At 71.3% G+C, this 24,186-nt stretch carries 22 protein-coding genes and 1 riboswitch; of the genes, 12 read left to right on the forward strand and 10 right to left on the reverse strand.

Going from position 1 to position 24,186, the window contains the following annotated elements:
• The first annotated feature begins 3 nt into the window (after positions 1 to 3).
• Positions 4 to 732 carry a LysR family substrate-binding domain-containing protein gene (locus Pmi06nite_RS01445; RefSeq protein ID WP_239113453.1) on the forward strand — a complete coding sequence of 243 codons (729 nt, stop codon included), beginning with the start codon at positions 4 to 6 and terminating at the stop codon, positions 730 to 732.
• A gap of 142 nt (positions 733 to 874) precedes the next feature.
• Here the strand turns inward: Pmi06nite_RS01445 and Pmi06nite_RS01450 are convergent, their stop codons facing one another.
• From Pmi06nite_RS01450 to Pmi06nite_RS01460, 3 genes are all read right to left on the reverse strand, one after another.
• Positions 875 to 1,396, reverse strand: a complete 522-nt coding sequence (locus Pmi06nite_RS01450) for a C40 family peptidase (protein ID WP_239113455.1) — start codon at positions 1,394 to 1,396, stop codon at positions 875 to 877.
• A gap of 64 nt (positions 1,397 to 1,460) precedes the next feature.
• Positions 1,461 to 1,619: riboswitch (cyclic di-AMP (ydaO/yuaA leader) on the reverse strand.
• A gap of 882 nt (positions 1,620 to 2,501) precedes the next feature.
• Positions 2,502 to 3,449, reverse strand: coding sequence for a C40 family peptidase (locus Pmi06nite_RS01455; RefSeq protein ID WP_239113458.1), 948 nt, complete (start codon positions 3,447 to 3,449; stop codon positions 2,502 to 2,504).
• Positions 3,450 to 3,674: 225 nt separating this feature from the next.
• Positions 3,675 to 4,991, reverse strand: coding sequence for an NYN domain-containing protein (locus Pmi06nite_RS01460; RefSeq protein WP_203950924.1), 1,317 nt, complete (start codon positions 4,989 to 4,991; stop codon positions 3,675 to 3,677).
• A gap of 209 nt (positions 4,992 to 5,200) precedes the next feature.
• On the opposite strand from Pmi06nite_RS01460, the gene Pmi06nite_RS01465 reads away from it, so the two are divergent.
• From Pmi06nite_RS01465 to mtnB, 8 genes are read left to right on the forward strand one after another with little or no spacing between them, the layout of a single operon-like run.
• A complete protein-coding gene (locus Pmi06nite_RS01465) occupies positions 5,201 to 6,241 on the forward strand; it encodes a BMP family ABC transporter substrate-binding protein (protein WP_203950925.1) in 1,041 nt (346 codons plus the stop codon).
• 2 nt (positions 6,242 to 6,243) lie between these two features.
• Positions 6,244 to 7,881 (forward strand): ABC transporter ATP-binding protein, encoded by a 1,638-nt coding sequence (locus tag Pmi06nite_RS01470; protein ID WP_203950926.1) that lies wholly within the window; start codon positions 6,244 to 6,246, stop codon positions 7,879 to 7,881.
• The gene (locus Pmi06nite_RS01475) at positions 7,878 to 8,987 is read left to right on the forward strand and encodes an ABC transporter permease (protein ID WP_203950927.1); all 1,110 of its coding nucleotides are present in this window, start codon (positions 7,878 to 7,880) and stop codon (positions 8,985 to 8,987) included. The genes Pmi06nite_RS01470 and Pmi06nite_RS01475 overlap by 4 nt, the downstream gene beginning before the upstream one ends.
• A complete protein-coding gene (locus tag Pmi06nite_RS01480) occupies positions 8,984 to 9,895 on the forward strand; it encodes an ABC transporter permease (protein ID WP_203950928.1) in 912 nt (303 codons plus the stop codon). Before Pmi06nite_RS01475 ends, Pmi06nite_RS01480 begins: the two co-directional genes overlap by 4 nt.
• Entirely contained in the window at positions 9,892 to 10,929 is a 1,038-nt protein-coding gene (locus Pmi06nite_RS01485) for a translation initiation factor eIF-2B alpha/beta/delta subunit family protein (protein WP_203950929.1), read from the forward strand. Before Pmi06nite_RS01480 ends, Pmi06nite_RS01485 begins: the two co-directional genes overlap by 4 nt.
• Positions 10,926 to 11,882 (forward strand): nucleoside hydrolase, encoded by a 957-nt coding sequence (locus Pmi06nite_RS01490; RefSeq protein ID WP_203950930.1) that lies wholly within the window; start codon positions 10,926 to 10,928, stop codon positions 11,880 to 11,882. The genes Pmi06nite_RS01485 and Pmi06nite_RS01490 overlap by 4 nt, the downstream gene beginning before the upstream one ends.
• Entirely contained in the window at positions 11,879 to 12,577 is a 699-nt protein-coding gene (gene mtnC / locus Pmi06nite_RS01495) for an acireductone synthase (protein WP_203950931.1), read from the forward strand. Before Pmi06nite_RS01490 ends, mtnC begins: the two co-directional genes overlap by 4 nt.
• Positions 12,574 to 13,203 (forward strand): methylthioribulose 1-phosphate dehydratase, encoded by a 630-nt coding sequence (mtnB, locus tag Pmi06nite_RS01500; protein WP_203950932.1) that lies wholly within the window; start codon positions 12,574 to 12,576, stop codon positions 13,201 to 13,203. Before mtnC ends, mtnB begins: the two co-directional genes overlap by 4 nt.
• Here the strand turns inward: mtnB and mtnK are convergent, their stop codons facing one another.
• The 4 genes from mtnK to Pmi06nite_RS01520 are packed head-to-tail and all read right to left on the reverse strand — an operon-like array spanning position 13,204 to position 18,128.
• Positions 13,204 to 14,436: an S-methyl-5-thioribose kinase gene (gene mtnK / locus Pmi06nite_RS01505; protein ID WP_203950933.1), complete on the reverse strand. Its 1,233-nt coding sequence runs from the start codon at positions 14,434 to 14,436 to the stop codon at positions 13,204 to 13,206.
• Positions 14,433 to 15,488, reverse strand: a complete 1,056-nt coding sequence (locus tag Pmi06nite_RS01510) for an ABC transporter permease (protein ID WP_203950934.1) — start codon at positions 15,486 to 15,488, stop codon at positions 14,433 to 14,435. Before Pmi06nite_RS01510 ends, mtnK begins: the two co-directional genes overlap by 4 nt.
• Positions 15,489 to 15,522: 34 nt before the next feature.
• Entirely contained in the window at positions 15,523 to 17,046 is a 1,524-nt protein-coding gene (locus Pmi06nite_RS01515) for a sugar ABC transporter ATP-binding protein (RefSeq protein WP_203950935.1), read from the reverse strand.
• A complete protein-coding gene (locus tag Pmi06nite_RS01520) occupies positions 17,043 to 18,128 on the reverse strand; it encodes a substrate-binding domain-containing protein (protein WP_203950936.1) in 1,086 nt (361 codons plus the stop codon). The genes Pmi06nite_RS01515 and Pmi06nite_RS01520 overlap by 4 nt, the downstream gene beginning before the upstream one ends.
• 96 nt (positions 18,129 to 18,224) lie before the next feature.
• Here Pmi06nite_RS01520 and Pmi06nite_RS01525 point away from each other — a divergent pair, with 96 nt between their 5' ends.
• The gene (locus Pmi06nite_RS01525) at positions 18,225 to 18,815 is read left to right on the forward strand and encodes a 1,2-dihydroxy-3-keto-5-methylthiopentene dioxygenase (RefSeq protein ID WP_203950937.1); all 591 of its coding nucleotides are present in this window, start codon (positions 18,225 to 18,227) and stop codon (positions 18,813 to 18,815) included.
• Between the two features lie 17 nt (positions 18,816 to 18,832).
• On the opposite strand, the gene Pmi06nite_RS42480 is transcribed toward Pmi06nite_RS01525, so the two are convergent.
• Positions 18,833 to 20,068 (reverse strand): acyl-CoA dehydrogenase family protein, encoded by a 1,236-nt coding sequence (locus Pmi06nite_RS42480; protein ID WP_203950938.1) that lies wholly within the window; start codon positions 20,066 to 20,068, stop codon positions 18,833 to 18,835.
• Between the two features lie 133 nt (positions 20,069 to 20,201).
• On the opposite strand from Pmi06nite_RS42480, the gene Pmi06nite_RS01535 reads away from it, so the two are divergent.
• Positions 20,202 to 21,932, forward strand: coding sequence for a DEDD exonuclease domain-containing protein (locus tag Pmi06nite_RS01535; protein WP_203950939.1), 1,731 nt, complete (start codon positions 20,202 to 20,204; stop codon positions 21,930 to 21,932).
• A gap of 51 nt (positions 21,933 to 21,983) precedes the next feature.
• Complete coding sequence (locus Pmi06nite_RS01540) at positions 21,984 to 22,271, forward strand: Lrp/AsnC family transcriptional regulator (protein ID WP_203950940.1); 288 nt, start codon at positions 21,984 to 21,986, stop codon at positions 22,269 to 22,271.
• Between the two features lie 359 nt (positions 22,272 to 22,630).
• Here the strand turns inward: Pmi06nite_RS01540 and trpD are convergent, their stop codons facing one another.
• Complete coding sequence (gene trpD / locus Pmi06nite_RS01545; RefSeq protein WP_203950941.1) at positions 22,631 to 23,674, reverse strand: anthranilate phosphoribosyltransferase; 1,044 nt, start codon at positions 23,672 to 23,674, stop codon at positions 22,631 to 22,633.
• A gap of 23 nt (positions 23,675 to 23,697) precedes the next feature.
• A complete protein-coding gene (locus Pmi06nite_RS01550; protein WP_203950942.1) occupies positions 23,698 to 24,105 on the reverse strand; it encodes a hypothetical protein in 408 nt (135 codons plus the stop codon).
• Positions 24,106 to 24,186 lie beyond the last annotated feature (81 nt).

Below are 24,186 nucleotides of genomic sequence, written 5' to 3' on the forward strand. Positions count from 1 at the left end.
GAAGTGACTGATGGAGAGACCGGCAGGGTGTTTCGGCTGGCGTACGTGCCCGGGGTGACACCCGCGAAATGGGTCGGCATCTGGACCGAGAGGATGCCCGACGTGCCGGTCGCCCTCGTCACGGTTCCCGCCGCCGAGGTGGTGGGGCTCCTGCGGAACGGCGGCGCCGACGCCGGATTCGTCAGGCTGCCGGTCGACCGGGACGGGCTCAGCGTGATTCCCCTCTACGTGGAGACCACGGTGGTCGTGGTGCCCAAGGACCATGCGGCGGCCGCCGCCGACGAGGTGGTCATCGCCGACCTCGTCGACGACGAGGTCTTCCACCCTCTGGACGACACCATCGAGTGGGCGGTCCGGCCCGGGCTGCCCGCGTTCACCCGCCCGGCGACGACGGCGGACGCGGTCGAACTGGTGGCGGCCGGCTCTGGGATTCTCCTGGTTCCGCAGTCGCTGGCACGCCTCCACCATCGCGGGGATCTCACTTACCGGCCGGTGCCGGACGCGCCGCAGTCTCAGGTCGCGCTGACCTGGCCCACGGACGCGACCACTGACCTGGTGGAGGATTTCATCGGCATCGTCCGCGGCCGGACAGCGAACAGCTCGCGGGGCCGTACCCCTGCCTCCCCTGCGGAGAAACCGGCACAGCGGCAGGCACAGAAACCCGCACAGAGCGGCTCCGGTCGCCGGGCCGTGCCGGCCGGCCGTAAGAGCAAGGGCCGCCGGCCTCGGTGACATGCGGCCCCGGACTCCGGTTCGGACCCGCTGACATCCGTCACGAGGTGCCTCAGAACCGATCCCCTTTCTCAGTGGAGACGTCCATAAGGCGCCGACGTCTCCACTGAGAAAAGGTCATCTTTTCTGAGAACCGGCAGGTCTACAGACCCGGCCGAACCGCTCCCACGAACGTCTGCTTGCGGTAGGAGTTCAGCTTGTCGATCCGGACCCGCGAACCGGAGTGCGGCGAGTGGATCATCTTGCCGTGCCCGACGTACATGCCCACGTGGCCGCCGCCGCTGGTGAAGATCAGGTCACCGATCTTGAAGTGTCCCCAGGAGACCTTCTTCTTGACGGCCTTGCGCATGGAGTAGGTCGTACGCGGCAGTTTCACGCCCGCCTTGCGCCAGGCGTACTTGACCAGACCCGAGCAGTCGAACGCGTGAGGTCCGGTGGCTCCCCAGCGGTACGGGTCGCCGATGTGCTTCTTCGCGGTTGAGATGGCCCGCCTGGCCTTGGACTGCTGCAGGGCGGCCTTGCTCAGCTTCTTCTTCTTGACGGTCTTCGTGGAGGCCGTGGCGGCGGTCGTCGTGACCGTCGCCGTGGCCGCCTTCGCGGCCGTCGCCGTCTGGGCCGACGCCGGTTGTACGGAGAAGGCTCCGACGGAGGCTGTCAGCGCCACGCCCCCGAGGGAGACGAGGGCACGACGGGACAGACGTACGGGGGTGCTGGACAGGATCTCTCCTACGGTCTTCCACTTGCGCCTACCGGGTTAGCTGACGGATTCGGGCAGGGAAGTCGCCCTACGGCGCAAATCGCGCCGATTCACCCCGGACCTTCATCGAAGGTCGAATGGTTCCCCGGCTCCGTGCCTCTTGACTGCACGGACTCGGCAGGTCACCGCCGCCGGCGGGCCTCGCAGGGCCCAGGTGTGATCGAGTCGACGGCGACGGCGACGCATGGATGGCTGTTCCGGAATCGGCTCACCGATCCCGGCGACGTGCATGGCGTGCTCGTCGCGACGCCAGAAGCTATCCATTGATCGCGCGCTTCGGCAAAACGAACACAAGGAAATGGAGATCGACTTTTGCTGATCACGAAAGCAAAACTGCTGGATATCTAATGGATATCTACGCTAAATGTGACTCTGCTCACACTTAATAAAACAAATGCTGAACGGCGTCACATCAGTAACATTGGTCACACCAGTTAGAGATCTTCGACGACCCGCCGGGGTCCAGTTGAGCCGGCGAGGCGACCCCATCCGGTCGGGGCCCGGCGGCGAAGCGCCCACCCTCTACGGCGGACGACGGCGGCGAGACCGGCTCCGGTCAGGCCATACCGAAGCGGCATACATGCTCGTACGGCATGCCCGGTGACGAGGCCACAGGCCCTGCGGAAGGGGACCGGACATGCGGCACGCGCGACCACGCGCCCGGCGGCATAGGGGGACGCCTGGCCGCTCAGGGACGGCCGGTGGACGCGCCACGCGTGTGGCCACCTGCCGAGCACAGTTGAATCGCGCCGAGGACGCCCTCGACGCGATTCCCTGGTCACCATCGGCGTACGGCCCGGCGCACGGCGCACGGCGCGAATCCGTGCATGATCACAAAGCGCGAACGCCCTGGTCGCGAGCGCTACGCGCGAAAGTGCGCATGATCACGGTTGACGAAACCGCAGCTCACGGACCCCATCTCCGAACCTGCGCATGATCACGCCCGATGTGAGGCCAGCTCAGGGCTGCCTTGCACGAAGGTGTGCATGATCACGCGGGAGGGGCGAGGGGGTCAGGGGCGGACCGCGCCGGCGAGACCGCCGTAGGCGGAGAGGCTGACGACCTTCACGACGTCGCCGGTCTGGGGCGCGTGCACGACCTTGCCGCCGCCCGCGTAGATGCCGACGTGGCCGAAGCCGGGGTGGAAGAGCAGGTCTCCGGGCTCGAGCTTGCTGGTCGACACCCGGCGGTTCGCTCCCCACGACCACATCTCGTACGTCGTCCGCGGCAGGCTCACCCCGGCGGCCCCCCAGGCCGCCTGTACGAGGCCCGAGCAGTCCCAGGAGCCCGGACCGGTGGCGCCGTACTGGTAGGGCTTGCCGACCTGCTTGTACGCGAACTGAAGGGCGGTCAGGGCGTTGCCCGACGCCGAGCCGGTGTAGGTGATGCCGGCGCTGTTGGTGTTGCCGACGTTGTAGGCGCCGAGCTTCTTCAGCAGCGCCTTCTGGTCCTTGACGAGCTTCTCCGCGTCCGCCTTCTTCTTCGAGAGGTCGGACTTGGTCTCGTTGGCGTCGTCGTAGGCCGCCTTCTGCTGGTCCCTCTTGTCCTTGAGCCCCTGGATCGCGGCCTCGTACTCCGCGAGTTGCTTCGCCCGGCCCTGCGACAACTGGTCGAGCGCGGCCATGCCGCTGAGCGCCGACTCGGGGTCGGACCCGTAGAAGACGCCTCCCAGCATCGAGACGTCGCCCGTCTGGTAGGTGTTCACGGCGATCGAGACGACCGTCTGCCGGAGCACGTCGACCTTGGAGTACTGCTTCTCGTAGTCGTCGTTGACGCTGTCGTACTTCTTCTTGGCCTTCTTCCACTTCTCGTTGGCGGCGTTGTAGTCGTCAACGATCTTGTCGGCCTTGGAGTTCAGCGTCTTCAGCTTGGCCTGGGCCTGGGCGATTGTGGGTTTTGGATCCGCCTGCGCGCTCGTCATCGGCAGCAGCAGAACCGCGGCGGCCAATCCAGTGGCCACCGGTACACGCCCTCGCATCGAGGCTCCCTCGGGATAGACCCTAACCGGCGGGCGCGACTCTACTGGGGCGATCTTGGAGCTTCAACCTATTCGCAGCTATTCACGGCAATCGTCACCGATTGCGACATAAACCGTCCGAAGGGTGACCAACGGCACGGTCCAATCCCGTGCGCCCTCCCCGAGGGGCCCGATCGGGTCGATCGGGCCTCTCCCCCGGGCGGCCGATCAGGTCCGGCCGAGACGGCGCAGCAGGAGGGTCGACGGGACGGGCCGGGCGCCCATCCGCCGCACGGACTCGGCCACCTCGCGGTCGGACGACACGACCGCGATCGCCCTCCCCGAGGGCTCCGCGCGGACCAGGCGCCGGATGAGATCGTCGGCGATCTCCCCCGGCGCGCTGAACATCACCCGGACGCCACGCGGCGCGGAGACATGGACGGGGCCGTTCAGCTCGGCGCCGTCGAAGACGCACGTCACCTCGACCCGCGCCTGCACGGCGAGGCCGCCGAGCCCGGTGAGTATCCGGGACCGCTGGTCGGCCAAGGTGAGCGACGGATACCCCGTCTTGGTCACGTTGTAGCCGTCGATGATCAGATGCAGGTTGGGTATCGCCAGCAACTGGTCGAGCAGTTGGGGGTCGTCGTTGGCCAGCGCCCTGGCGGGGACCGCGCCCACCCCCGGCTCGCCGGGCTTCACGCCGGTGACGTAGTCGGCCGGCCGGGTGATCGAGGTGGGCAGGGCGAGCTCCTTGCGCAACCCGGCGGCCGCGTCCTGAAGGGCGTCCATGAGCACGCGGATGCGGGTGTCCTCGACACTTCGGCCCTCACGCGCCGCACGGCGGCCCTCCTCGAGGTGGCTCTCCGCCTCCGCGAGACGCTCCTTCAGCCTGCGCAGCTCGGTCTCCGCCGCGCCGCCCGCGGTGGCCGCCCTGCTCGTCGCCTCGGCGGTCTCGGCCTGCAGCTCGGCGGCCCTGGCCTCGGCGGACCTGACCCGCTCGCGGGCGTCGTGCAGCTTGCGCCGCAACTCCGCGTTCTCGGACCGGGCGGACCTGAGCTGCTCGCGGACCCGCTCGATCTCTTCCTTGGCCGTCGCCCGGTGGGCCGCGAGCTGCTCGCGCAGCCGCACCTCCGCCTGCTCACGCTGAGACCCGGCGGCCGCCGCCTGCTCGAGGTCGGCCCGCGCCAGCTCCACCAGGTCGGGCCACCCCGGCGGGCGGGTCAGATAGGCCGCGGCCGCCACCATCACCGGCTCCGCCGCCGGGGGCACCGTGCCCTCGGCGAGGGCGGCCACCAGCTCGGGCCAGGCCTCCTGGACGGTCTCCGCGACCAGCTCGCGGAACTCCTTGTCGTTCTCCAACTGCGCGGCGATCGGGGCGCTGCCGAGCCGGGCGCGCTTGCGCGGGTCGAACTTGGCGATCCCCCGCAACGGTCCCGGAACCGCTGTCGCGGACATGGAGCCGAGCACCTGGGCCGCGAGCTCCACCACCTGTAACCGGACCTGTTCAGGCAACGGACGAGACAGGCCCTCTCCGGCTGAACTCATCCTGCCGCTCCTTGTACTTGTCCTTTCGTCAAGGGTACGGCTGACGCGCCCCTGTCCGAGTCGCCTCGTCGAGTCGGCCCGCCCGGGACCATCCCGGACGAAAGCGCACTAATCCACGTTGTTCAAGTAGGAAATAAATGGATATGCTGCACCAGATGAGCCGGGCATATCGCCCGTACGATGGATCTCAAGGAACAAGACGACATAGCATGCGACCTGCCTCGAAGATCGCCCTCCTCACGTCCGCCGGCCTCGTGCTCTCCCTCGCGCTCGCCGCGTGCGGCGGCGACTCCACCGGCCCGGCCGCCGCTTCGGCGTCCACCAAGTCGATCATCCTGATCACCCCGAACCCCGTCGGCACCGACAGCTTCCTGCAACTCGGCGTGAAGGGCGCGCAGGAGACCGCGAAGGAGATCGGCGCCTCGTTCAAGCTGTACGAGAGCAAGGACCCGACCAGCATCGCGCAGAACGTCGACGCCGCGGTCCGCGCCAAGCCCACGGTCATCGTCGGCATCAGCTTCTCCTTCGACGACGTCTTCACCACCGTCCCCAAGCAGCACCCCGGTCAGAGCTTCCTTGAGATCGACTCGTGCCCGAAGGCCCAGGCCCCCAACCTGACCTGCGTCTCCTTCAAGGAGCACGAAGCGGCCTACCTGGCGGGTGTGGAGGCCGGACTGCTGTCCAAGAGCGGCAAGCTCGGCGTCGTCGCCGCCCTCGACTCGCCTTTCATCCACCGCTGGATCGACCCGTTCTTCGCGGGCGCCGCGTCGGTGAACCCGAAGGCCACCGGGACCCCGCTCTTCGTCGGAGGCAGCAACCCCTTCAGCGACCCCGCTCGCGCCAAGTCTCAGGCCCAGACGCTCATCGGCCGGGGCGTCGACGTGATCGAGGCGGCGGCGTCCGGCGGGAACCAGGGCGTCTTCGAGGCCGCGGCGGCCGCCGGGGCGAAGGCCTTCGGCGTGGACGTCGACCAGTGCCCCCAGAGTCCGGGCAACGTCATCGACAACGTCATCAAGCACGTCGACGTCGCCGAGGCCGCGGCGATCAAGGACATCGCGGCGGGCAAGGCCGGCGGCGTGAAGGTCTACGGCCTTGCCGAGGACGGCGTGGGCGTGAACGCGCTCGACACCGACCTCACCTCGTCGAAGTGCGCGGTCGCGGCGAGCCCCGATGTGATCGCCAAGGTCAAGCAGGTCCGTGACGACATCGTGGCGGGCAAGATCACGGTCGCGGACCCCCTGGCAGGTTAGGGATGCCAACTGGCGGCGACTCGGAGGCGCCGGCCGCCGAACTCGTCGGCATCACCAAGCGGTTCGGTCCCGTCGTGGCGAACGACGGGATCGACCTGGCGATCAGACGAGGCGAGATCCACGGGGTGGTGGGTGAGAACGGGGCCGGCAAGTCCACGCTCATGTCCATCCTGTACGGCCTGCGGCGGCCGGACTCCGGGCATGTGCTGAGGAACGGGACGCGCGTGCGCCTGCGCTCCCCCGCCGAGGCCATCGGCCACGGCCTCGGCATGGTCCACCAGCGTTTCCGGCTCTTCCCCGATCTGACCGTGGCCGAGAACATCGTGATCGGGGCCGAGCCGACACGCCGGGGCGTCGTCGACCTGGCCGCCGCCGGGCGGGAGATCGAACGGCTCGGCGAGGTCTTCGGCCTGTACGTGGACCCCGCGTCGAGGGCCGGCCGCCTGCCGGTCGGGGTGCGACAGCGGGTGGAGATCCTCAAGGCGCTGTATCGGGAGGCCGAGGTGCTGATCCTCGACGAGCCGACGGCGGTGCTCACCCCCGGCGAGGCGGCGCGGTTGTTCGACGTGCTCAAGACGGTCACGCGGACGGGCACGTCCGTCGTGCTGGTGACGCACAAGCTCAGCGAGGTCCTCACGGCCACCGACCGCGTGACGGTGCTCCGCCGGGGCCGGGTGACCGGCCGGTTCGTCACCGCGGAGACGACGGCGGACGAGCTCGTCATCGCCATGATCGGCCGCTCGCTGGGCCCGCCGCGCCGACCCGCCGCACCCGATGGCGAGCCGGACGGAACTCCCGCCGGTCGGCCGTACGCCCTGGAGGTCGACGGGCTGACCGTCCTCGACCGGGACGGGGTTCCGAGATTGTCGGACGTGTCCTTCGGCGTACGCCCAGGAGAGATCGTCGGCATCGCGGGCGTCGCCGGAAGCGGGCAGCGCGAGCTCATCGACACCGTGACCGGCCTCCGCCCACCGGGATCGGCGACCTCCGGCGGCGTGCTGCTGTCCGGCAGGCCGGTACGGCGAGGCAGGGAACCCGCGATCGCCTACGTGCCCGAGGACCGGCACGGCCGGGCCACCGCCGCCACCATGAGCCTCGCGGAGAACCTGGTCATGGGCGACCACCGGACCCCCGCTCTGCGCGGCCGGGCGGGGCTGTCGGCCGCCGCGGTGCGCGAACGGGCCAGGACGCTCGTCGAGAGATTCGCCATCCGCGCCGCGTCCGTCGGCGACCCGATCTCCGCCCTGTCCGGAGGGAACGCGCAGAAGGCGGTGCTCGCCCGCGAGCTCTCCCGTGGGACTCCCGTGATCGTGGTCGAGGAGCCGACCCAAGGAGTGGACGTCGGGGCGCAGGAGCAGATCCACGGCCTCCTGTCCGAGGCCCGCGCCGCGGGCCAGGCCGTGCTGCTCCAGTCGAGCGAGCTGTCCGAGCTGAGGGCGCTCGCCGACCGCATCCTGGTGATGTTCGAAGGCCGCGTGGTGGCCGAACTGGCGGGCGACGAGGCCACGGAGGAACGGCTCGGCGCGGCCATGACGGGGGCGACCGCGACACCTGGGCAGGCGGCACCGGCCGCGGAGACGGAAAGCTCCGCGACGGCTCGGGAACAGGGACCGGCCGACGCGAAGGGAACGACGCGGTGAGTGCCGTCAGGCTCGGCTCCCTGGCCCGAGGGCGTGCGGCCGCGCTCGGGCCGCTCGGCAGGAGCGCCCCCGCCGTCCTGGCGGTCGCCGGGGCGTTGGTGGTGACGACGCTGGTCATGCTCGTCGTGGGAGTGGATCCCTCAGACGCCTACCCCGCCCTGATCAGAGGCGCGGTCGCCGACGGCAACCTCGAGTACACGATCGGGGCCTTCGTGCCGACCCTCGGCATGGCCCTGGCCTTCGCGATCCCGCTGCGGACCGGCGAGTTCAACCTCGGAGGCGACGGCCAGATGGCGCTCGGCGGAGTGGCCGCGGCGGCGCTGGCGCTACGCGTGCCGCTTCCACCCGGGGTCGCCGTCGCTCTCCCGCTCGTCGTCGCGGCGCTCACCGGCGCGGTGGTGGCCGGGATCTCAGCGCCGCTGCACACCCGATTCGGCATCCCGGCCATCGTGACGACGCTCCTGGTCAGCACGCCCGCGGTGGCCCTGTCGTCCTACCTGGTCCGATTCCCGCTCGCGGAGCCGCGCACGGGGATCGCCGAGACGCCCCTGCTTCCGGACGCCGCGCACCTGCCCGCCATCGGCGCCAGCGGCTATGTGACCATCGGCCTGCCACTGATCCTTCTGCTGACCGCCGGCTGGATATATGTCGACCGCCGCACGGTGGCGGGCTACGAGATCCGGGCCACGGGCGCCAATCGCGAGTTCGCGCGATACGGCGGCGTCCGGGTGGACCGGCTCGCGGTGGTGACGATGGCGGGTGGCGGCGCGTTCGCCGGCCTGGTGGGCGGGCTCATCGTGCTGGGTCCGCCGTTCCGTTTCGTCGACGGGGCGCTGACCGCTCCCGGGTACACCTTCACCGCGATCGCGGCCGTGCTCCTGGCGACCGGGCGACCCATCGCCGTCCCCTTCACCGTCGCGCTGATGACGATCCTGCAGGTCGGCGGAGAGGGGATGGAGCGTGACGCGGGTGTTCCCAGCCAGCTCACCCAGGTGATCCAGGGGCTCGTCATCGTGATCGTGGCCGCGCTCGCGACCACGCGCGTCCTGCGGGAAAGGCGCGCGCGGCGGGCTCAGGAGATCGACGTCGGAGAGGCGAACGCGTGAACATCCTGGAGCTGACCTTCGTCGCCTCCGTCCTCACGGCCACCACCCCCGTGGTGCTGGCCGCGCTGGGCGGACTGCTGTGCTCGGTGTCCGGCGTGTTCAACATGGCTCTGGAAGGCCAGATGTTGTGGGGCGCCTTCACGGCCGTGTCGTTCAGCCATCTGACGGGCAGCGCGTGGTGGGGCGTGGCGGGCGGTGTCGCCGCCACGGCTCTGTACTCCGCGGTCCTGTCCGTGCTCGCCGTGACCTTCCGCGCCGACCCGGTCGTGATCGCGGTGGGCATGAACCTGCTCGCGCTCGGCCTGACCGCGTTCCTGATGCGCCAGATCCTCGGCGTCGGCGGCACCTACACCTCCCCCGACCTTCACGGCCTGCCGACCTTGGCCGGCATGGGCCTGGACCACGTGCCGGTGATCGGGCCCGTGCTCGGCTCGCAGTCGCCTCTTGTGCCGGCCGCCTTCGTCCTGGTGGCGGCCACGGCATGGTGGCTCAGGCGGACCAGGTCAGGACTGCGGCTGCGGGGCATCGGGCAACACCCGGAGGCCGCCGAGTCGCTCGGCCTCAAGGTCGGCGCCTACCGCCACGGCGCCGTCCTGGCCGCAGGCGCCCTGTGCGGCCTCGCCGGGGCGCAGCTCGCACTGGGCAACGTCACGCTGTTCAGTGAGGGGATGAGCGCGGGCCGTGGCTGGGTCGCCGTCGTCGCGGTCATGTTGGGCGGCGTCCGGCCGCTCCGGGTCCTGTCCGCCTGCCTGCTCTTCGGCGTGGCCGAGGCCCTCGGCTTCCGGCTCCAGGGAGCCGGCCTGCCCCAGCAACTCGCGGACGCCGCGCCGTACGTCATCACACTGCTCGCTCTGATCCTCGCCGGCGCGGCCGGCCGGAGGCGGCGCACACCACTGGAGACGGCATGAGCACATCCCGCCCGCGTCCGGTCCTCGCCGACTCGGTACGCCTCACCGGCGACGGCGTGGAGATCCTCGACCGCCGGGTCTACCCGTTCGAGACCCGGTGGGTGCACTGTGCCACGAGCGAGGAGGTCGCGGCGGCCATCAAGCAGATGGTCACCCAGAGCTCCGGGCCGCTGTTCGCCACCACGGCGGGCATGACACTCGCCGCCAGGGAGGCACGCCACGAGCCCGCCGAGGCCGCCGCGGCGTACCTGCGGGCGGCCGGCGGGCGACTGGTCGCCACCCGGCCCACCAACAACCACATCCGCGACGCCGTACGCGCGATCCTGGCCGCCACCGTGGACGGGCCGCTGGCCGGGGCCTCCGGACAGGAGCTGGCCGACGCCGTCGAGGCGGCCGCCGCGGAGCACGACGCGCGGTACTGGTCGCGCAGCGTCGCCCTCGGCAGGAACGCCGCCTCACTGCTCGGCGACGGCGCCCGGGTGCTCACCCACTGCTGGGCCGACGCGTACCTGATCACCACCGTGGAGGCGGCGCAGGAGGCCGGCAAGCGGCTCGAGTTCGTCTGCACGGAGACCCGGCCCTACCTCCAGGGGGCGAGGCTCACGGCCGCGACACTGGTGGAGATGGGCTACCGGCCCACAGTGATCACGGACGGGATGGTGGCGGCCGCCCTGTCCGACCGTCTCGCCGACGTGGCCTTGGTGGCCGCCGACCGCGTGACCATGGACGGCCACGTCGTGAACAAAATCGGCACACTCGGCGTCGCGCTGGCCGCGCAGGCCTTCGACGTCCCCCTGTACGCGCTGGTCCAGGCGCCCGACCCGCTGGCCCCCACCATCGAGGACGTCGTGATCGAGCGCCGCGACGGCGACGAGGTCCTGCACGTCCTCGGGACGCGCAGCGCCGCCGAGGGCGCCGTCGGCTACTACCCCGCTTTCGACGCCACGCCGCCCGCGCTGGTGACGGCGATCGTCACCGAGCGCGGCGTCTACCGGCCGGACCAGGTGTCCGGTCATTTCGAGGAGAATCCATGAGCCAGGTCCGGCGCGTCGTCGTCGACACCGACACCGGCATCGACGACGCCCACACCCTGCTGTATCTCGCCGGCCGCCCCGACGCGGAGATCGTCGCCCTCACCTCGGTGTACGGCAACTGCGTCGAGGAGGACTCCACCCGGAACATCGGCTACGTGACCCGGCTGCTCGGCCTGGACGTCCCGATCGCCCGCGGAGCCGCTGCACCTCTCAAGGGCGACCCGCGCATCGCCGGTCACGTCCACGGCGGCGACGGCCTCGGCGACCGCGGCTACGACCGCCCGCTACCGGAGGTCACCGGCGAAACCGGGGCCGAACTGCTGGTACGGCTGGCGGCCGAGCGTCCCGGTGAACTCGACCTGCTCGCACTCGGCCCGCTGACCAACCTCGCCCTGGCGTTGCGGATCGACCCCGAGCTGTTCACCAGATACCGCTCCGTGGTGCTGATGGGCGGCTCCGGGCCGTACGCCGAGCCGGGAACCCTGCTGATGATCGATGCCAACGTCAACAACGATCCCGAGGCGGCGCGGGCGGTGTTCTCCGCGCCCAGGAACGAGCTGGTGATGGTCGGGGTGAACGTCACGGGCGGGACCATCCTCGGCGAGCACGCCATCGCGGCCCTCGGCGCGGCCGGCACTCCGCGATCCCGGTTCGCGAGCGAGATCCTCGAGGCCTACCTGGACTTCTATCAGAACGAGTGGGGCCGCCGGATCATCCCTCTGCATGATCCGCTGGCCGCCGGGATCCTCCTGGACCCGAGCTTCGCGACCGGGTGGGTAGACGGGCCCGTCAACGTGGTGACCGACGGGTTCCTGTCCCGGGCCCGCCTGATGCGGACCGTGAACGGCCTGCCGCCCGCCTTCCCCTACCATCCCGCTCCGGACACCCGGGTGATCACCCAGGTGGACGCCGCCCGTTTCGTCGCCGACTTCGTGGAGGTGCTGACCCAGTGAGCGAGATCCGATGGATCGTGCTCGACATCGAGGGCACGACCAGCTCGACCGAGTCCGTCCATGTCGGGCTCTACGCCTACGCGCGGCCCCGGCTCGGGCCGTGGATCGACGGCCGTCCCGGCGACCCCGACGTCCGCTCCGCCGTCGCCCAGGTGAAGGCGGAAGCAGGCCTTCCGGAGGAGGCGGCGACCGCCGAGGTCGTCCGGGTGCTCCACGAGTGGATGGACGGAGACGTCAAGGCCACCCCGCTGAAGACGCTCCAGGGCCGGATCTGGGCGGAGGGCTTCGCGGCGGGAGAGCTCACCGCGCACTTCTTCCCCGACGTCGCGCCGGCCCTGCGGGCGTGGCACGAGGCCGGGCACAGGCTCGCCGTCTTCTCGTCCGGCTCGGTGGCGAGCCAGCGCCCCTGGTTCAGGCACACCGACGCCGGGGACCTCTCGACGCTGGTCGAGCGCCACTTCGACACCGTGAACGCCGGCCCCAAGCGCGAGCCCGCCTCTTACACCCGTATCGCCCAGGATCTCGGGGAGCCCGCCACTCTGCTCTTCCTGTCCGACGTGCCCGCCGAGCTGGACGCGGCCGCCGCGGCAGGCTGGCGGACCACGGGCGTGCGCCGCCCGGGCGAGCCGAGCGCGGCGGCCGATTTCGGCCCTCACCCCGTCGTCACGTCGTTCGAGGAGGTGCGCGTCCGATGACCGCTCCGCAACCGCTCACCGCCGGCCGCGTCTTCGAGGCGGGCGGACGGCTCGCCGCCGAGTCGGCCAGGTTCACCGGCTTCGGCTGGATGCGCGGCACGTCCGGCAACCTGTCCGAGGTCGTCACGAGGGAGCCGCTCCGGCTCGCCGTCACCGCCAGCGGCCTCGACAAGGGCGAGCTGACCGCCTCGGACGTCGCCGTCGTCGACCCGCAGGGCGACCCGGTCGCGGTCGAGGGCGTGCCGCCGCTGGTCCCCTCCGCCGAGGCGGGTCTGCACGCCCGCGTGGCCGCGCTCACGGGAGCCGGAGCGGTCGTGCACGTCCACGCGCTGAACGCCGTGGTCGCCGGGCACCGCTGGCCGGGCGGCGTCCTCCTGCGCGACGTGGAGACGCTGAAGGGCATCGGCAGGCTGGCGCACGACGACGAGGTCGTCATCCCGGTGATCCGCAACAGCCAGGACATGGCCGAACTGGGCGACTGGTTCGAGGCGGCGTACGACCCGCGGACCCCTGCCGTGATCGTCGCCTCCCACGGTCTGTACGCCTGGGGATCCGACCTCAAGAAGGCCAGGCACGTGACGGAGTGCGTCGAGTGGCTGCTCTCCTACGCCCTGGCCGTCGGCTGATCAGGACTCGCCGGCGAGTGCGTCTCCCACCCGGTCGAAGAGCGCGCCGGGGCCTTCCGTGGCCGCGCCTTCGACCAGCAGGAGCCTGGCCGCCCTGAGCACGCCGCGGATGGCCGTCACCCGGAGGTCCTCCGGGAGGGTCTCGATGTCGGCGACCCGGGAGAAGCCGATGACCCTGCGCGCGGCCTTCGCCGCGCCCGCCGCCACGGCGTCGCCGTACACGCCGGACAGGAAGCCCTCGAGGACGCCGTCGCCGTACACCCGGGGATCGGCGCGGCCCGGCCACAACGCCGCGAACTCCGCGCGGAACGCCGCCCAGGCCTCCTCCGCCAGGCCGAGGACCCACGTGGCGTGCTCGTCGTCGCCGAGCGCGCGCGCCCGGGCGGCGGCCAGCACGAAGTTGCCCCACAGCGCCCCGATGTCGAAGCCGACGGGACCGTAGAAGGCGAACTCGACGTCGAACGCCCGCGTCGAGCGGGCCCTGCCCGGCTCCTCGGCGCGGACGAGCACGGAACCGGTGTGGAGGTCGCCGTGGATGAGCGCCTCGGCGTGCGTCATGAACGCCAGCTTGGCCATGCCGATGGCGGTCCTGACGCGGGGATCGCCCGCGTAGTCGGCGACGTCCTGCGCGTTCGCGGGAAGGATCTTGTTGTGCTCGTGCCGGATGTACGGCTCGGTGAAGACGAGGTCCTCGGTGATCTCGCAGAGCTCGGGGTTGACGGACGCGGCCACGGCCGCCTTGTGCGCCTCGGCGCCCAGCCCGAAGACCGACGTGCCGAACGCCACCCGCGCCACGTAGTGACCGAGGTCGGTGGCCGCCCCCTCGTGCCGCAGCCCCTCGTTGAGCGCGCCGCGCCACACCCGGTGATCGGACAGGTCCTCGATCGCCACCACGTGCCGGGCGTCGTCGGCGTCGTAGATCGCCGGGACGAGCCCGGGCGCGGCGGAACCGTGCGCCCGCAGCGCCTGGGCCTCGAACCGGTTGCGCTCGGGAGTGATCGGCCAGGTCGGGTCGATCCGCACCCACGGCAGGGCCTGCTTGAGCACGAGGTTCCCGCCGGACGACTCCACGACGAACACCAGGTTCATGTTGCCGTCGCCGACGTCGCGGACCCGGGTGATCTGCGCGGGATCGATCAGGCCGCGCAGCGCGGGACGCTCCGCGATGTAGCGGGGGACGGTCTCGACCGTGAGGATCTCGTAGGCCTGCTCGGCCTCGACGGCGGCGGTCACCTGTCGCTCCTTTCCCGACGTCCGGTGTAGCTCAGCACGAGCGCGCCGACGAGCAGCGCCCCCTGGACGAAGGTCTGCGTGTAGTAGGGCGCGTTGAGCATGGTCAGGCCGTTGATCAGGACACCGATGAACAGGGCGCCGACGACGGTCCCGAGTGCGTTGGGCCGGTTGGCCCCGAGGACGGCGAAGCCGATGAGGGCCGCCGCCACGCTCTGCAGCAGGTACGGGTCGCCCGCGCCGACGTCCCCCCTGCCGAGTCTGGCCGACAGCAGGATGCCGCCGAGGGCGGCGCACAGCCCGGAGATCGCGTAGGCCAGGGCGCGGTAGCGGGCGACCCGCACGCCGGCGAGCCGCGCCGCCTCGGCGTTGCCGCCGATGGCGTACAGCGCCCGACCCCATCGGGTGTGGTTGAGGAACACGTACACCGCCGCGGCGAGCACGGCGAAGACGATGACGGGTACGGGCACGGACGCGACCGTGCCGCCGCCGAGCCAGACGAAGCCCTCCGTGTAGCGGCCGGGGGCGGGCGCCCCGGCGACCGTCATGCCCGCGGAGACCGACTGGCCCGAGGTGACGATGAGGGCCAGGCCCTGGAACAGGAACATGGTCCCGAGGGTGGCGACCAGGTCGGGCACCTTCGCCACCACGGTGAGCAGCACGTTGACCGCCGCGACGACCAGGCCGGCGGCCAGGCCCACGGCGATCGCCGTCCCGCCGGTGAGGTTGAAGCGCACCATCGTCAGGGCGGTCACCATGACGACGAAGCCGACGCACGCCCCCGCGGACAGGTCGAACCCGCCCGTGGTCATCGAGACGGTCACCCCGAGCGCGACCACGCCGACGACCGCCACCGACTGCAACACGATCATGCTGTTGCCGTACGTGGCGAAGGCCGGGTTGAGGGCGGCGAAGACGGGCAGCAGCACGATGAGCAGGACGACCAGCCCGAACCGGCGGGCCGCGGCTGCGACCCGCTCCGGCACGCGCGCGGCGACGGGCGCCTCCTGGGGCCCGGCGGACGGGGAGGGCACGGAGGTCTCCTGGGCCGTCATGCCGTCCTCCCGCGCGTCCGGGCACCACGCGCGGTCATGCCGCCGCTCCCGACATCAGCGTGGCGAGCCGTCCGGCGGTGGCGTCCCCTGCGCGGATCTCTCCGGCCAGGTTCCCCTCGTGCAGCACCAGGATCCGCCCGGCGAGTTCGACGACCTCCTGCGGGTCGGACGACGCGACGATCACGCCCATTCCGGCCGAGTGCTCCGCGAGGGTGCGGCCGATGTCGGCGCGTGCCCCCACGTCCACGCCCCGGAACGGCTCATCAAGGATCAGCAGCCGGGGCGACGCCTCCAGCCAGCGCCCGACGACGACCTTCTGCTGGTTGCCACCGGACAGGGTCTCGATGGGCGCGTCGACACCGGGCCCCCGGACCCCGAACCGCTCGATCACCGCCGCGGCCGAGCCGTACTCCGAACGCCGGGAAAGCAGGCCCGAGCGGCTGTGCTGCCGGAGCCGGGGAAGCGTGACATGGGCCCTGACCGACCAGCCCGGCACGATCGCCTGGGCGGACCGCTCCTCGGCCGCGAACGCGACCCCCGCCTTCACCGCCGCGTGCGGATCACGCGGCCGGTACGGCAGGCCGTCGAGCAGCAGGCCGCCCGACTGGAGCGGGCGGGCTCCGTAGAACTGCTCGAGCAACTCGGTCTTGCCCGAGCCGACGAGCCCGACCACGCCCAGGATCTCCCCGGGGCGGACCTCGACGTCGAAGGGCTCGCCACCTGGCCTGGTCCGGACTCCGGCCGCCACGAGCACCGGGGTCGCGGCCTGATCCGCGACGGCACGGGAGCCGGCGCCGTCCACCGGGCCGGCGTGCGCGAGGTCGCCCAGCATCGCCTCGACGACGGCCGTCCGGTCGACGGGAGCGGCGAACGTCCTTCGCACCCGCCCGTCGCGGAGCACGACGACCCGATGGCACAGGTCCTCGATCTCGGCCAGCCGGTGGGAGACGTACAGCACGGCGACTCCGGCCGCGGCCATCTCCTTGACGATGTCCAGCAGCAGGCCGGCCTCCACCGTCGAGAGCGTCGAGGTCGGCTCGTCGAGGATGAGCAGCCGGGGCCGTCTCGACACCGCGCGGGCGATGACGATCCGCTGGCGGTCGCTCGCGGACAACGTCTCCACCGGGGCGTCGAGCGGCGCGTCCAGCCGTACGGCGGCGGCCACCTCGCGGGCCTCGGCGTTGGTCCTGGCCCGGGTGGTGAACCAGCCCGCGCCCTTGCGGCTCAGCGAGTCGAGGGTGAGGTTCTCCGCCACGGTCGTGCCGAAGACCACCCCGTCGTCGATGTTCTGGTGCACCGTCTGCACACCGGCGGCGAGCGCGTCGAGCGGGCCCGCGTGCCGGACGGCCCGGCCGTCGAGCCGCATCGTGCCCGAGGTGGGCTGGGCGGCTCCCGACAGCACCTTGATCAGCGTTGACTTGCCCGCGCCGTTCGTGCCGATCAGCCCGACGATCTCGCCCGGGCCGATCTCGAGGGTCACCTCCCGCAGTGCCCATGTCGCGCCGTACCTCTTGGACACCCCCGACACCGACACGACCGGCTCGGCGGCCTCGGTCACGACGCGGCCCAGGGCACCCGCGCCACGTCGGGGGTCAGCAGGTCGGGGACGGCCGTGACGAGCTGCTGGATGTTGCCGATCCCGCCGTCGCGCAGCTGCTTTTGAGTGATGAGCGCGGGAGGCACCTCGAGCGTGTGGTCCACCTGCTGACCGGCGACCAGGAGGGCCGCGGCGCGCACGGCGATGCGTCCCACGTTCGAGGCGTCGGCCGCGGAGGTGGCGACCCACGGGCTGCCCGGCTCCGTCATGACGCCGATGTCGGCCGTGGAGACGTCGGCGCCGTAGACCTTGACCTTGTCCTGCAGGCCCAGCTCCTTGACGGCCAAAGTGGCGCCCTTGGCGAACTCGTCGTACGGCGCGAAGATCGCCTTCACTCCCGGGTTGGCGGTCAGCGCGGCCTTGGCCTGGTCGGCCACGGCCGCGGCCGTGGAGTTGTTCACCACGCCGATCTGGGCGACCTGCTTGATCCCGGGGTTGTCCTTCTTGAACTGGGTCCACGTCTCGTTGCGGTGGTCGAGCGCGGCGTAGCCCGCGACGTACACGTAGATGACGTCGCCGGAACCTCCCGTGTCCGCCTTGAGCACGCCGAGCCCCTGCTCGGCGATCGCGTGGTCGTCCTGCGAGATCGCGACGGCGTCCGGCGATCCGGGGTCGACGTCGTAGGCCACGAGCGGGATGCCCGCGGACACGGCCTTCTTGATCGTCGGCTGGACCGTCTCGGCGAACCCGTGGTCGACGATGATCGCGTCAGGCTTGCGGCCGATCGCCTGCTCCAGGTTGAGCGCCTGCTTGTCGTTGTTGCCGTCGCCGCTGGAGACGTCCAGCTTCACGTTCAGGGCCTCGGCCTCGGCCTGGGCTCCGGCGAGCCACTGCTCGAAGTAGTCCCCGGAGGAGAGCTGCCGTACAAGGGATATCTCGACCCCGCCGGAGGCGAACTTCGCGGGGACCGGCGCCGCCGGGCTCGCCGCGGCGGAGGAGGTCGCGCTGGGGACGGCCGTCGTGGCCGTGGAGGAGGTTCCCTGGGAGCAACCGGCGAGCACGAGGACGCCGGCGACCGCTCCGAGGACTCTTACGGGGATCACATCGGGGAGGATATGCAGCTAGAAGCCGATTGTCCACTATTCATACATGTATACCCGGATTTGTGGAGAACGACACTGTCGGCGCAGAATCGGGGCATGACATTTCTGACGGTGTACACCGAGGACGACGTCCCCCAGACGGTGCTCGAGACCGAGGACGCGAGCGAGATCGCCGCGGCGCTGAAGGAGATCGACGTACGGCTGCGCCATTGGGGGGTCGTCGAGGACCTGGTGGCGGGAGCCGACCAGGAGCGGATCCTCGACGCCTACCGCGCCGAGGTGGAGCGGGTGGTGGCCGAGGAGGGCTACACCTTCGTCGACGTCTCGCAGTTGCACCCCGAGGACGACCCGCAATGGCCGGAGAAGGCCGCCGCGGCCCGGGGGAAGTTCCTCTCCGAGCACACCCACGACGACGACGAGGTCCGTTTCTTCGTCGGCGGCTCCGGCATCTTCTACCTACGCGCGGCGGGCAGGGTGCACGCGGTGTTGTGCGAGGCCGGCGACCTGCTCAACGTGCCGAAGAACACCACCCACTGGTTCGACATGGGAACCGCGCCGGACTTCACCGCCATCCGGTTCTTCCACGACGACGACGGCTGGGTCGGCAACTTCACCGGCGACCCCATCGCCGCCAGGATCCCCGACTACGACGCCATCGCCGCCCGCCGCGCCGCCGTCCGGGGCTGACGCGGCGCCCGCCCCGGTCAGCTGTACGGCCCGGGCTTCGGCAGCGTGCCGTTGAGCGCGTGGTCACCCACTTCGCGCAACTTGTAGGCGATCGGGTCGTGCAGGGTGTGCGTACGGGCGTCCCGCCAGTAGCGGTCGAATCCCGCACCCGAGCCTGTGGCCCGCGCCCCCATCAGATCGTAGATCCGGGTGGTCACGTCGAGGACGGCACGCTGGGCGACGACCTTGGCCGTCGAGATCGCGAGCGCCGTCTCCCCCCGCTCATCAGGCGTCAGTTCCGCGCCCCTGCCCACGGCCCGGTCGAAGGCCGTGCGCGCCCGCTCCGCGAGGGCGTCGGCCGCCGCGGTCTGGGCGGCGAGGTCTCCGTAGGCCTCCAGGATGTAGGGGTCCTGGGCCGCGGACTCGACGCCGCTTCCCGTCCACGGCCGTGACTTCGTCCGGGTGTAACCGGCCGCGGCGGCGAGCGCGCCCTGGGCGATGCCGACGTAGAGGTGCACGAAGACGATCTGGAAGCCCGGCACGACCAGGCTCTGGTACGGCGCCGCCGACTCCTCGCTCGACGGCACCCGCCCGACCACCCAGTCCGCGGGGACCCGGGCCCCGTCGAACTCGACGCTGCCGCTGGCGGACCTGCGGACCCCGAGCGCGTTCCAGTCGTCGGCGTGCCGCACCCCGTCCGCCCGGCCGTCGACGACCACCATGACCTTGCCGCCGGTCTCCGCCGCACCCTGCGCCGCCGACCCGGTGCCACCCTCCACAGTGCCGCTGACCACGATCCGGTCGGCGACCTGCGCGCCCGTGGCGAACCCCTTCCGCCCTCGCACCAGGAAACCGTCTTCATGCGGAGACAGGACGAGCCCGGGATCGCGCGGATTGCTCGCTCCGCCCCAGAACCATCCCTCGCCGGTGGTGCCGCGCTGCGCCCGCTCGGCGAGCGCCGGGTTGTCGTAGTGGGACAACCGCCACAGATGGAGGTGGTGGTAGCCGAGGAGCATCGCGGCCGACGCGTCGGCCCTCGCGAGGATCCGCACGGCCTCGAGCACGGTGCTCCACGGCTCGCCCGCGCCGCCGCGCTCCTCGGGGACCAGCAGGCCCAGCAGGCCGGACTCCTTGAGCAGCGCGATCTCGGAAGCGGGAGCGGAGCCGGCCGCGTCACGGCCGGCGACGTCGTCCGCCAGCGCCGCCGCGAGGTCGTCCGCCACGGCGAGCCGGCGGGCCGTGCCCGCGGACCGCTCGGTGAAAGTGGGCGTCATCGTCAGAGATCTTCCGTAAAGTTCCTAATTCCTACCTGAATGCCGTAAATATACCGGTGTCGCATTCCCGGGGCCTGCCGCGCCTCCCCAGGCGGTGCGGGCGCGCCAATTGTCGGTCGGACTCCCTAAGGTCATGGCCGTGGACGCGGTACAGGGCACCCTGGACGAGCTCGGCACTCCCCTGCGAGAGGTCACGTTCGTGGTCTTCGACCTGGAGACCACAGGCGGATCGGCCGCCGAGCACGCGATCACCGAGATCGGCGCGGTCAAGGTGCGCGGCGGCGAGGTGGTGGGCGAGTTCGCGACCCTCGTCGACCCGGGCGGCCCGATCCCCCCGTTCATCTCCGTGCTCACGGGCATCACCGACGCGATGGTGCTGGCCGCCCCGCCGTTCTCCCAGGTCCTGCCGAGCTTTCTGGAGTTCGTCAAAGGGGCGGCGCTGGTCGCCCACAACGCGCCCTTCGACATGTCGTTCATCCGGGCCGCCTGCGCGGCCAACGGATACCCGCCGCCGGCCAACCCGATCGTCGACACCGCCGACCTCGCGCGGCGCGTGCTGACCCGCGACGAGACGCCCAACTGCAAGCTGGGCACGCTGGCCCGGCTGTTCCGCAGCACCACCGAGCCGTGTCACCGGGCGCTCGCCGACGCCAAGGCCACCGTCGACGTCCTGCACGGGCTCATCGCCCGGGTCGGCTCGCTCGGCGTCCACACGCTGGAGGAGCTGCGGAGCTTCGCCAGGACCCCCACGCCCGAGCAACAACGCAAGCGCCACCTCGCCGAGGGGGTTCCCAGCGCCCCGGGCGTGTACGTCTTCGAGGACACGAGGGGCGAGGCCCTCTACATCGGCAAGAGCTCCAACCTGCGCAACCGCGTCCGCAGCTACTTCACGGCGAGCGAGACGCGTTCCCGGATCCGCGAGATGGTCGGCATCGCCGAGCGGGTCAGGACGATCGTGTGCGCCACGGGGCTGGAGGCCGAGATCCGCGAGCTCAGGATGATCGGCTCCACCAAGCCCCGCTACAACAAGAGATCCCGCTTCCCCGAGCGCGCGGTGTGGCTCAAGCTCACCAACGAGCCGTTCCCCCGGCTCAGCATCGTGCGGGAGGTGAAGGACGACGGCGCCACCTATCTCGGGCCGTTCGGGAGCAGCCGCGCCGCCGACGACGCCAGAACGGCCATGCACGAGGCCCTGCCGCTGCGCCAGTGCACCGAGCGGCTCTCCTCCCGGACCCGGCGGAGCGCCTGCACGCTCGCCGAGCTCGGCCGGTGCGGAGCCCCGTGCGAGGGCCGCGAGAGCGAGGACGCCTACGCGCGGCACGTCCGCGGCGCCAAGAGGGCCATGGAGCACGACTCGGAGGCGGTCTTCTCCGCGCTGGAGGCCCGCATGCGGCGGCTGTCCACCGAGCAGCGATACGAGGAGGCCGCCGTCGACCGGGACCGGCTCGCGGTCTACATCAGGACGGCGGCCCGCATGCAGCGGCTGAGGTCGCTCACGGCCATCTCCCAGATGGTGGCGGCGAGCCCGGCCTTCGACGGCGGCTGGGACATCCACGTGGTCCGGTACGGCAGGCTCGCCGCCGCCGGGGTGATGCCACGGGGCGCGCATCCCACGCCCTATGTGGACGCGCTGGTGGCCACCGCGGAGACGGTCACGCCCGGGCCGGGGCCCACCCCCGCCGCCAGCGCGGAGGAGACCGAGTGCGTCCTGCGCTGGCTGGACTCCCCCGGAGTCCGGCTGGTCCAGGTCGACGGCACCTGGAGCGTCCCCGCGTACGGCGCGGGCCGGCTCAGGGACCGGATCGAGCGCGCCTACCAGGGACTGCATCCACACCAGCCACGTGAGGGCAGGCCGCTGCGATGACGCTAGGGTCGGGGGCATAGCCGTACTCGCCACAAAGCAGGAGAGACCCGAATGGTCACCGCGATCGTGCACATCAAGGCCGATGTCCACCGGATCCCCGAGGTCGCCCAGACCATCGCCGAGATCGAGGGTGTCAGCGAGGTCTACTCGATCACCGGCGAGTTCGACCTGCTGGCCATGGTCCGGGTCGAGCGGTACGAGGAGATCGCCGAAGTGATCCCCGGCCGGGTCAACAAGGTGCCCGGCGTGACGCACACCGAGACGCACATCGCCTTCCGGACGTACTCCCGTCACGACCTGGAGGCCGCCTTCGCCATCGGCCTAGGCGAATCCGACTGATCTCCCCCCAAAAAACCCTCCAGCGTGATCATGCACAGATTCGGCGGCAGCCCCGCCGACCTGCGCCTCCCCATGTCGTGATCATGCACAGGTTCGGCGGCAGCCCCGCCGACCTGCGCCTTCTCACGGCGTGATCATGCACAGATTCGGCCGTAAGCCCTCCGGCCTGCGCGGACATCGTTCGTGATCATGCACAGGTTCAGCCAAAGGCCTCCCGGCCTGCGTGAACGCCTTTCGTGATCATGCACGTCCAGATCACACGAAGGCGGCGAGCCGGACGGCGCAGCCCCGGCCGCAGCCCGGACGACCCGGAATACGGCCCACGGGGAGGGATCAGGGACCCTGGAACCTCAGACGATCTAGCGGGCCAGGGACCGGCTGACCTCGACCCACCGGTCGAGCGTCGTCGCGGCCCGGCCGGAGTCGACCGCGTCGGCGGCGCGCGCGAAGGCGGCGCTGAGAGCGGGCGCCAGGTCGCCGTCCGGTTGGTCCAGCGCGACCAGCGCGGCCGCGGCGTTCAGGAGCACCGCGTCACGCACGGGCCCGGTCTTCCCATTTACCAGGTCACGTACGGCCGCCGCGTTGAACTCCACGTCACCGCCCCGGAGATCTCCCGGCTGCGAGCGCGGGACGCCGATCTCGGCGGGGTCGAACAGGGTCTGGGTGGCGGTGCCGTCCCTGACCACGAAGACGGTGGACGGCGCCGCGGTCGACAACTCGTCGAGGCCGTCCTCCCCGCGGAACACCAGAGCGGAGACCCCGCGCTCGGCGAACACACCGGCGATCACCGGCAGCATCCGCGCGTCGTAGACGCCGATCGCCTGGGCCGACGGCCTGGCCGGGTTGGTCAGCGGCCCGAGGAAGTTGAAGATCGTCGGGACGCCGAGCTCCTTGCGGGCCGGGCCGGCGAACCGCAGGGCGGGGTGGTAGACCGGCGCGAAGCAGAACGCGATGCCTGCCTCCACGGCGACCCGTGCCGTCACCTCCGGGGGCAGATCGAGGATGATCCCCAGATGCTCCAGCACGTCGGCCGCGCCGCACAGGGACGAGGCGGCCCGGTTTCCGTGCTTGACCACACGAGCCCCGGCGGCCGCCGCGACGATCGCCGCCATGGTGGACACGTTGACGGTGTGCGCCCGGTCACCGCCCGTGCCGACGACGTCGACGACCGGCCCCTCCACCGTGAGCGGGGTGGCCCGGTCGAGCATCGTCCGCGCCAGGCCGGTCACCTCGGCCACCGTCTCGCCCTTGGCACGCAGCGCGACCACGAAGGCGGCGATCTGCACCGAGGTCGCCTTCCCCGAAAAGATCTCCCCCATGGCCCACGACGTCTCGTCCGACGTCAGGTTCTCGCCGGAGAGCAGGGCGGTCAACAACGAGGGCCAAGTGGTGCGCGTGTCCATGGCGGGCTCCGCGGGCTCAGGTGTCAGACGGAATGATTGGAATTGCCGGAGAGGCTGAGGCGGCTGCGCATGAGGCCGGCGACCGTCTCCGCGAGGATCACGGGATCGATCGGCTGGGCGACCACGGCGTCGGCCCGGGACCAGTTCGCGAGCCAGCGGTCGTCGCGGCGCGCGATGAGCAGCAGGATCGGCGGGCAGTTGTGGACCTCGTCCTTCGCCTGCCTGCTGACGCCCATCCCTCCGGCGGGTACGGCCTCGCCGTCGAGGATCGCCACGCCGATGTCCCCGGCGTCAAGCAACTTGATCACGGCCGGCTGCGTCGCGCACTCGACGATCTCGACCAGCGGAACGTCCGCGGCAGGACGCCGCCCGATGGCCAGTCGCACCTTCTCACGGGTGCCGGCGTCGTCGCTGTAGACGAGAACCCTCATGTCACGCTCACTGTCGAATCGCGGGGTATGGTCATCGTGATGCTACCGGCGTGGCCGCCAGGCGCGTAGCCCCGGGGTTAT

Source organism: Planotetraspora mira (genome assembly GCF_016863275.1).
In the GTDB taxonomy this organism is placed as follows: domain Bacteria; phylum Actinomycetota; class Actinomycetes; order Streptosporangiales; family Streptosporangiaceae; genus Planotetraspora; species Planotetraspora mira.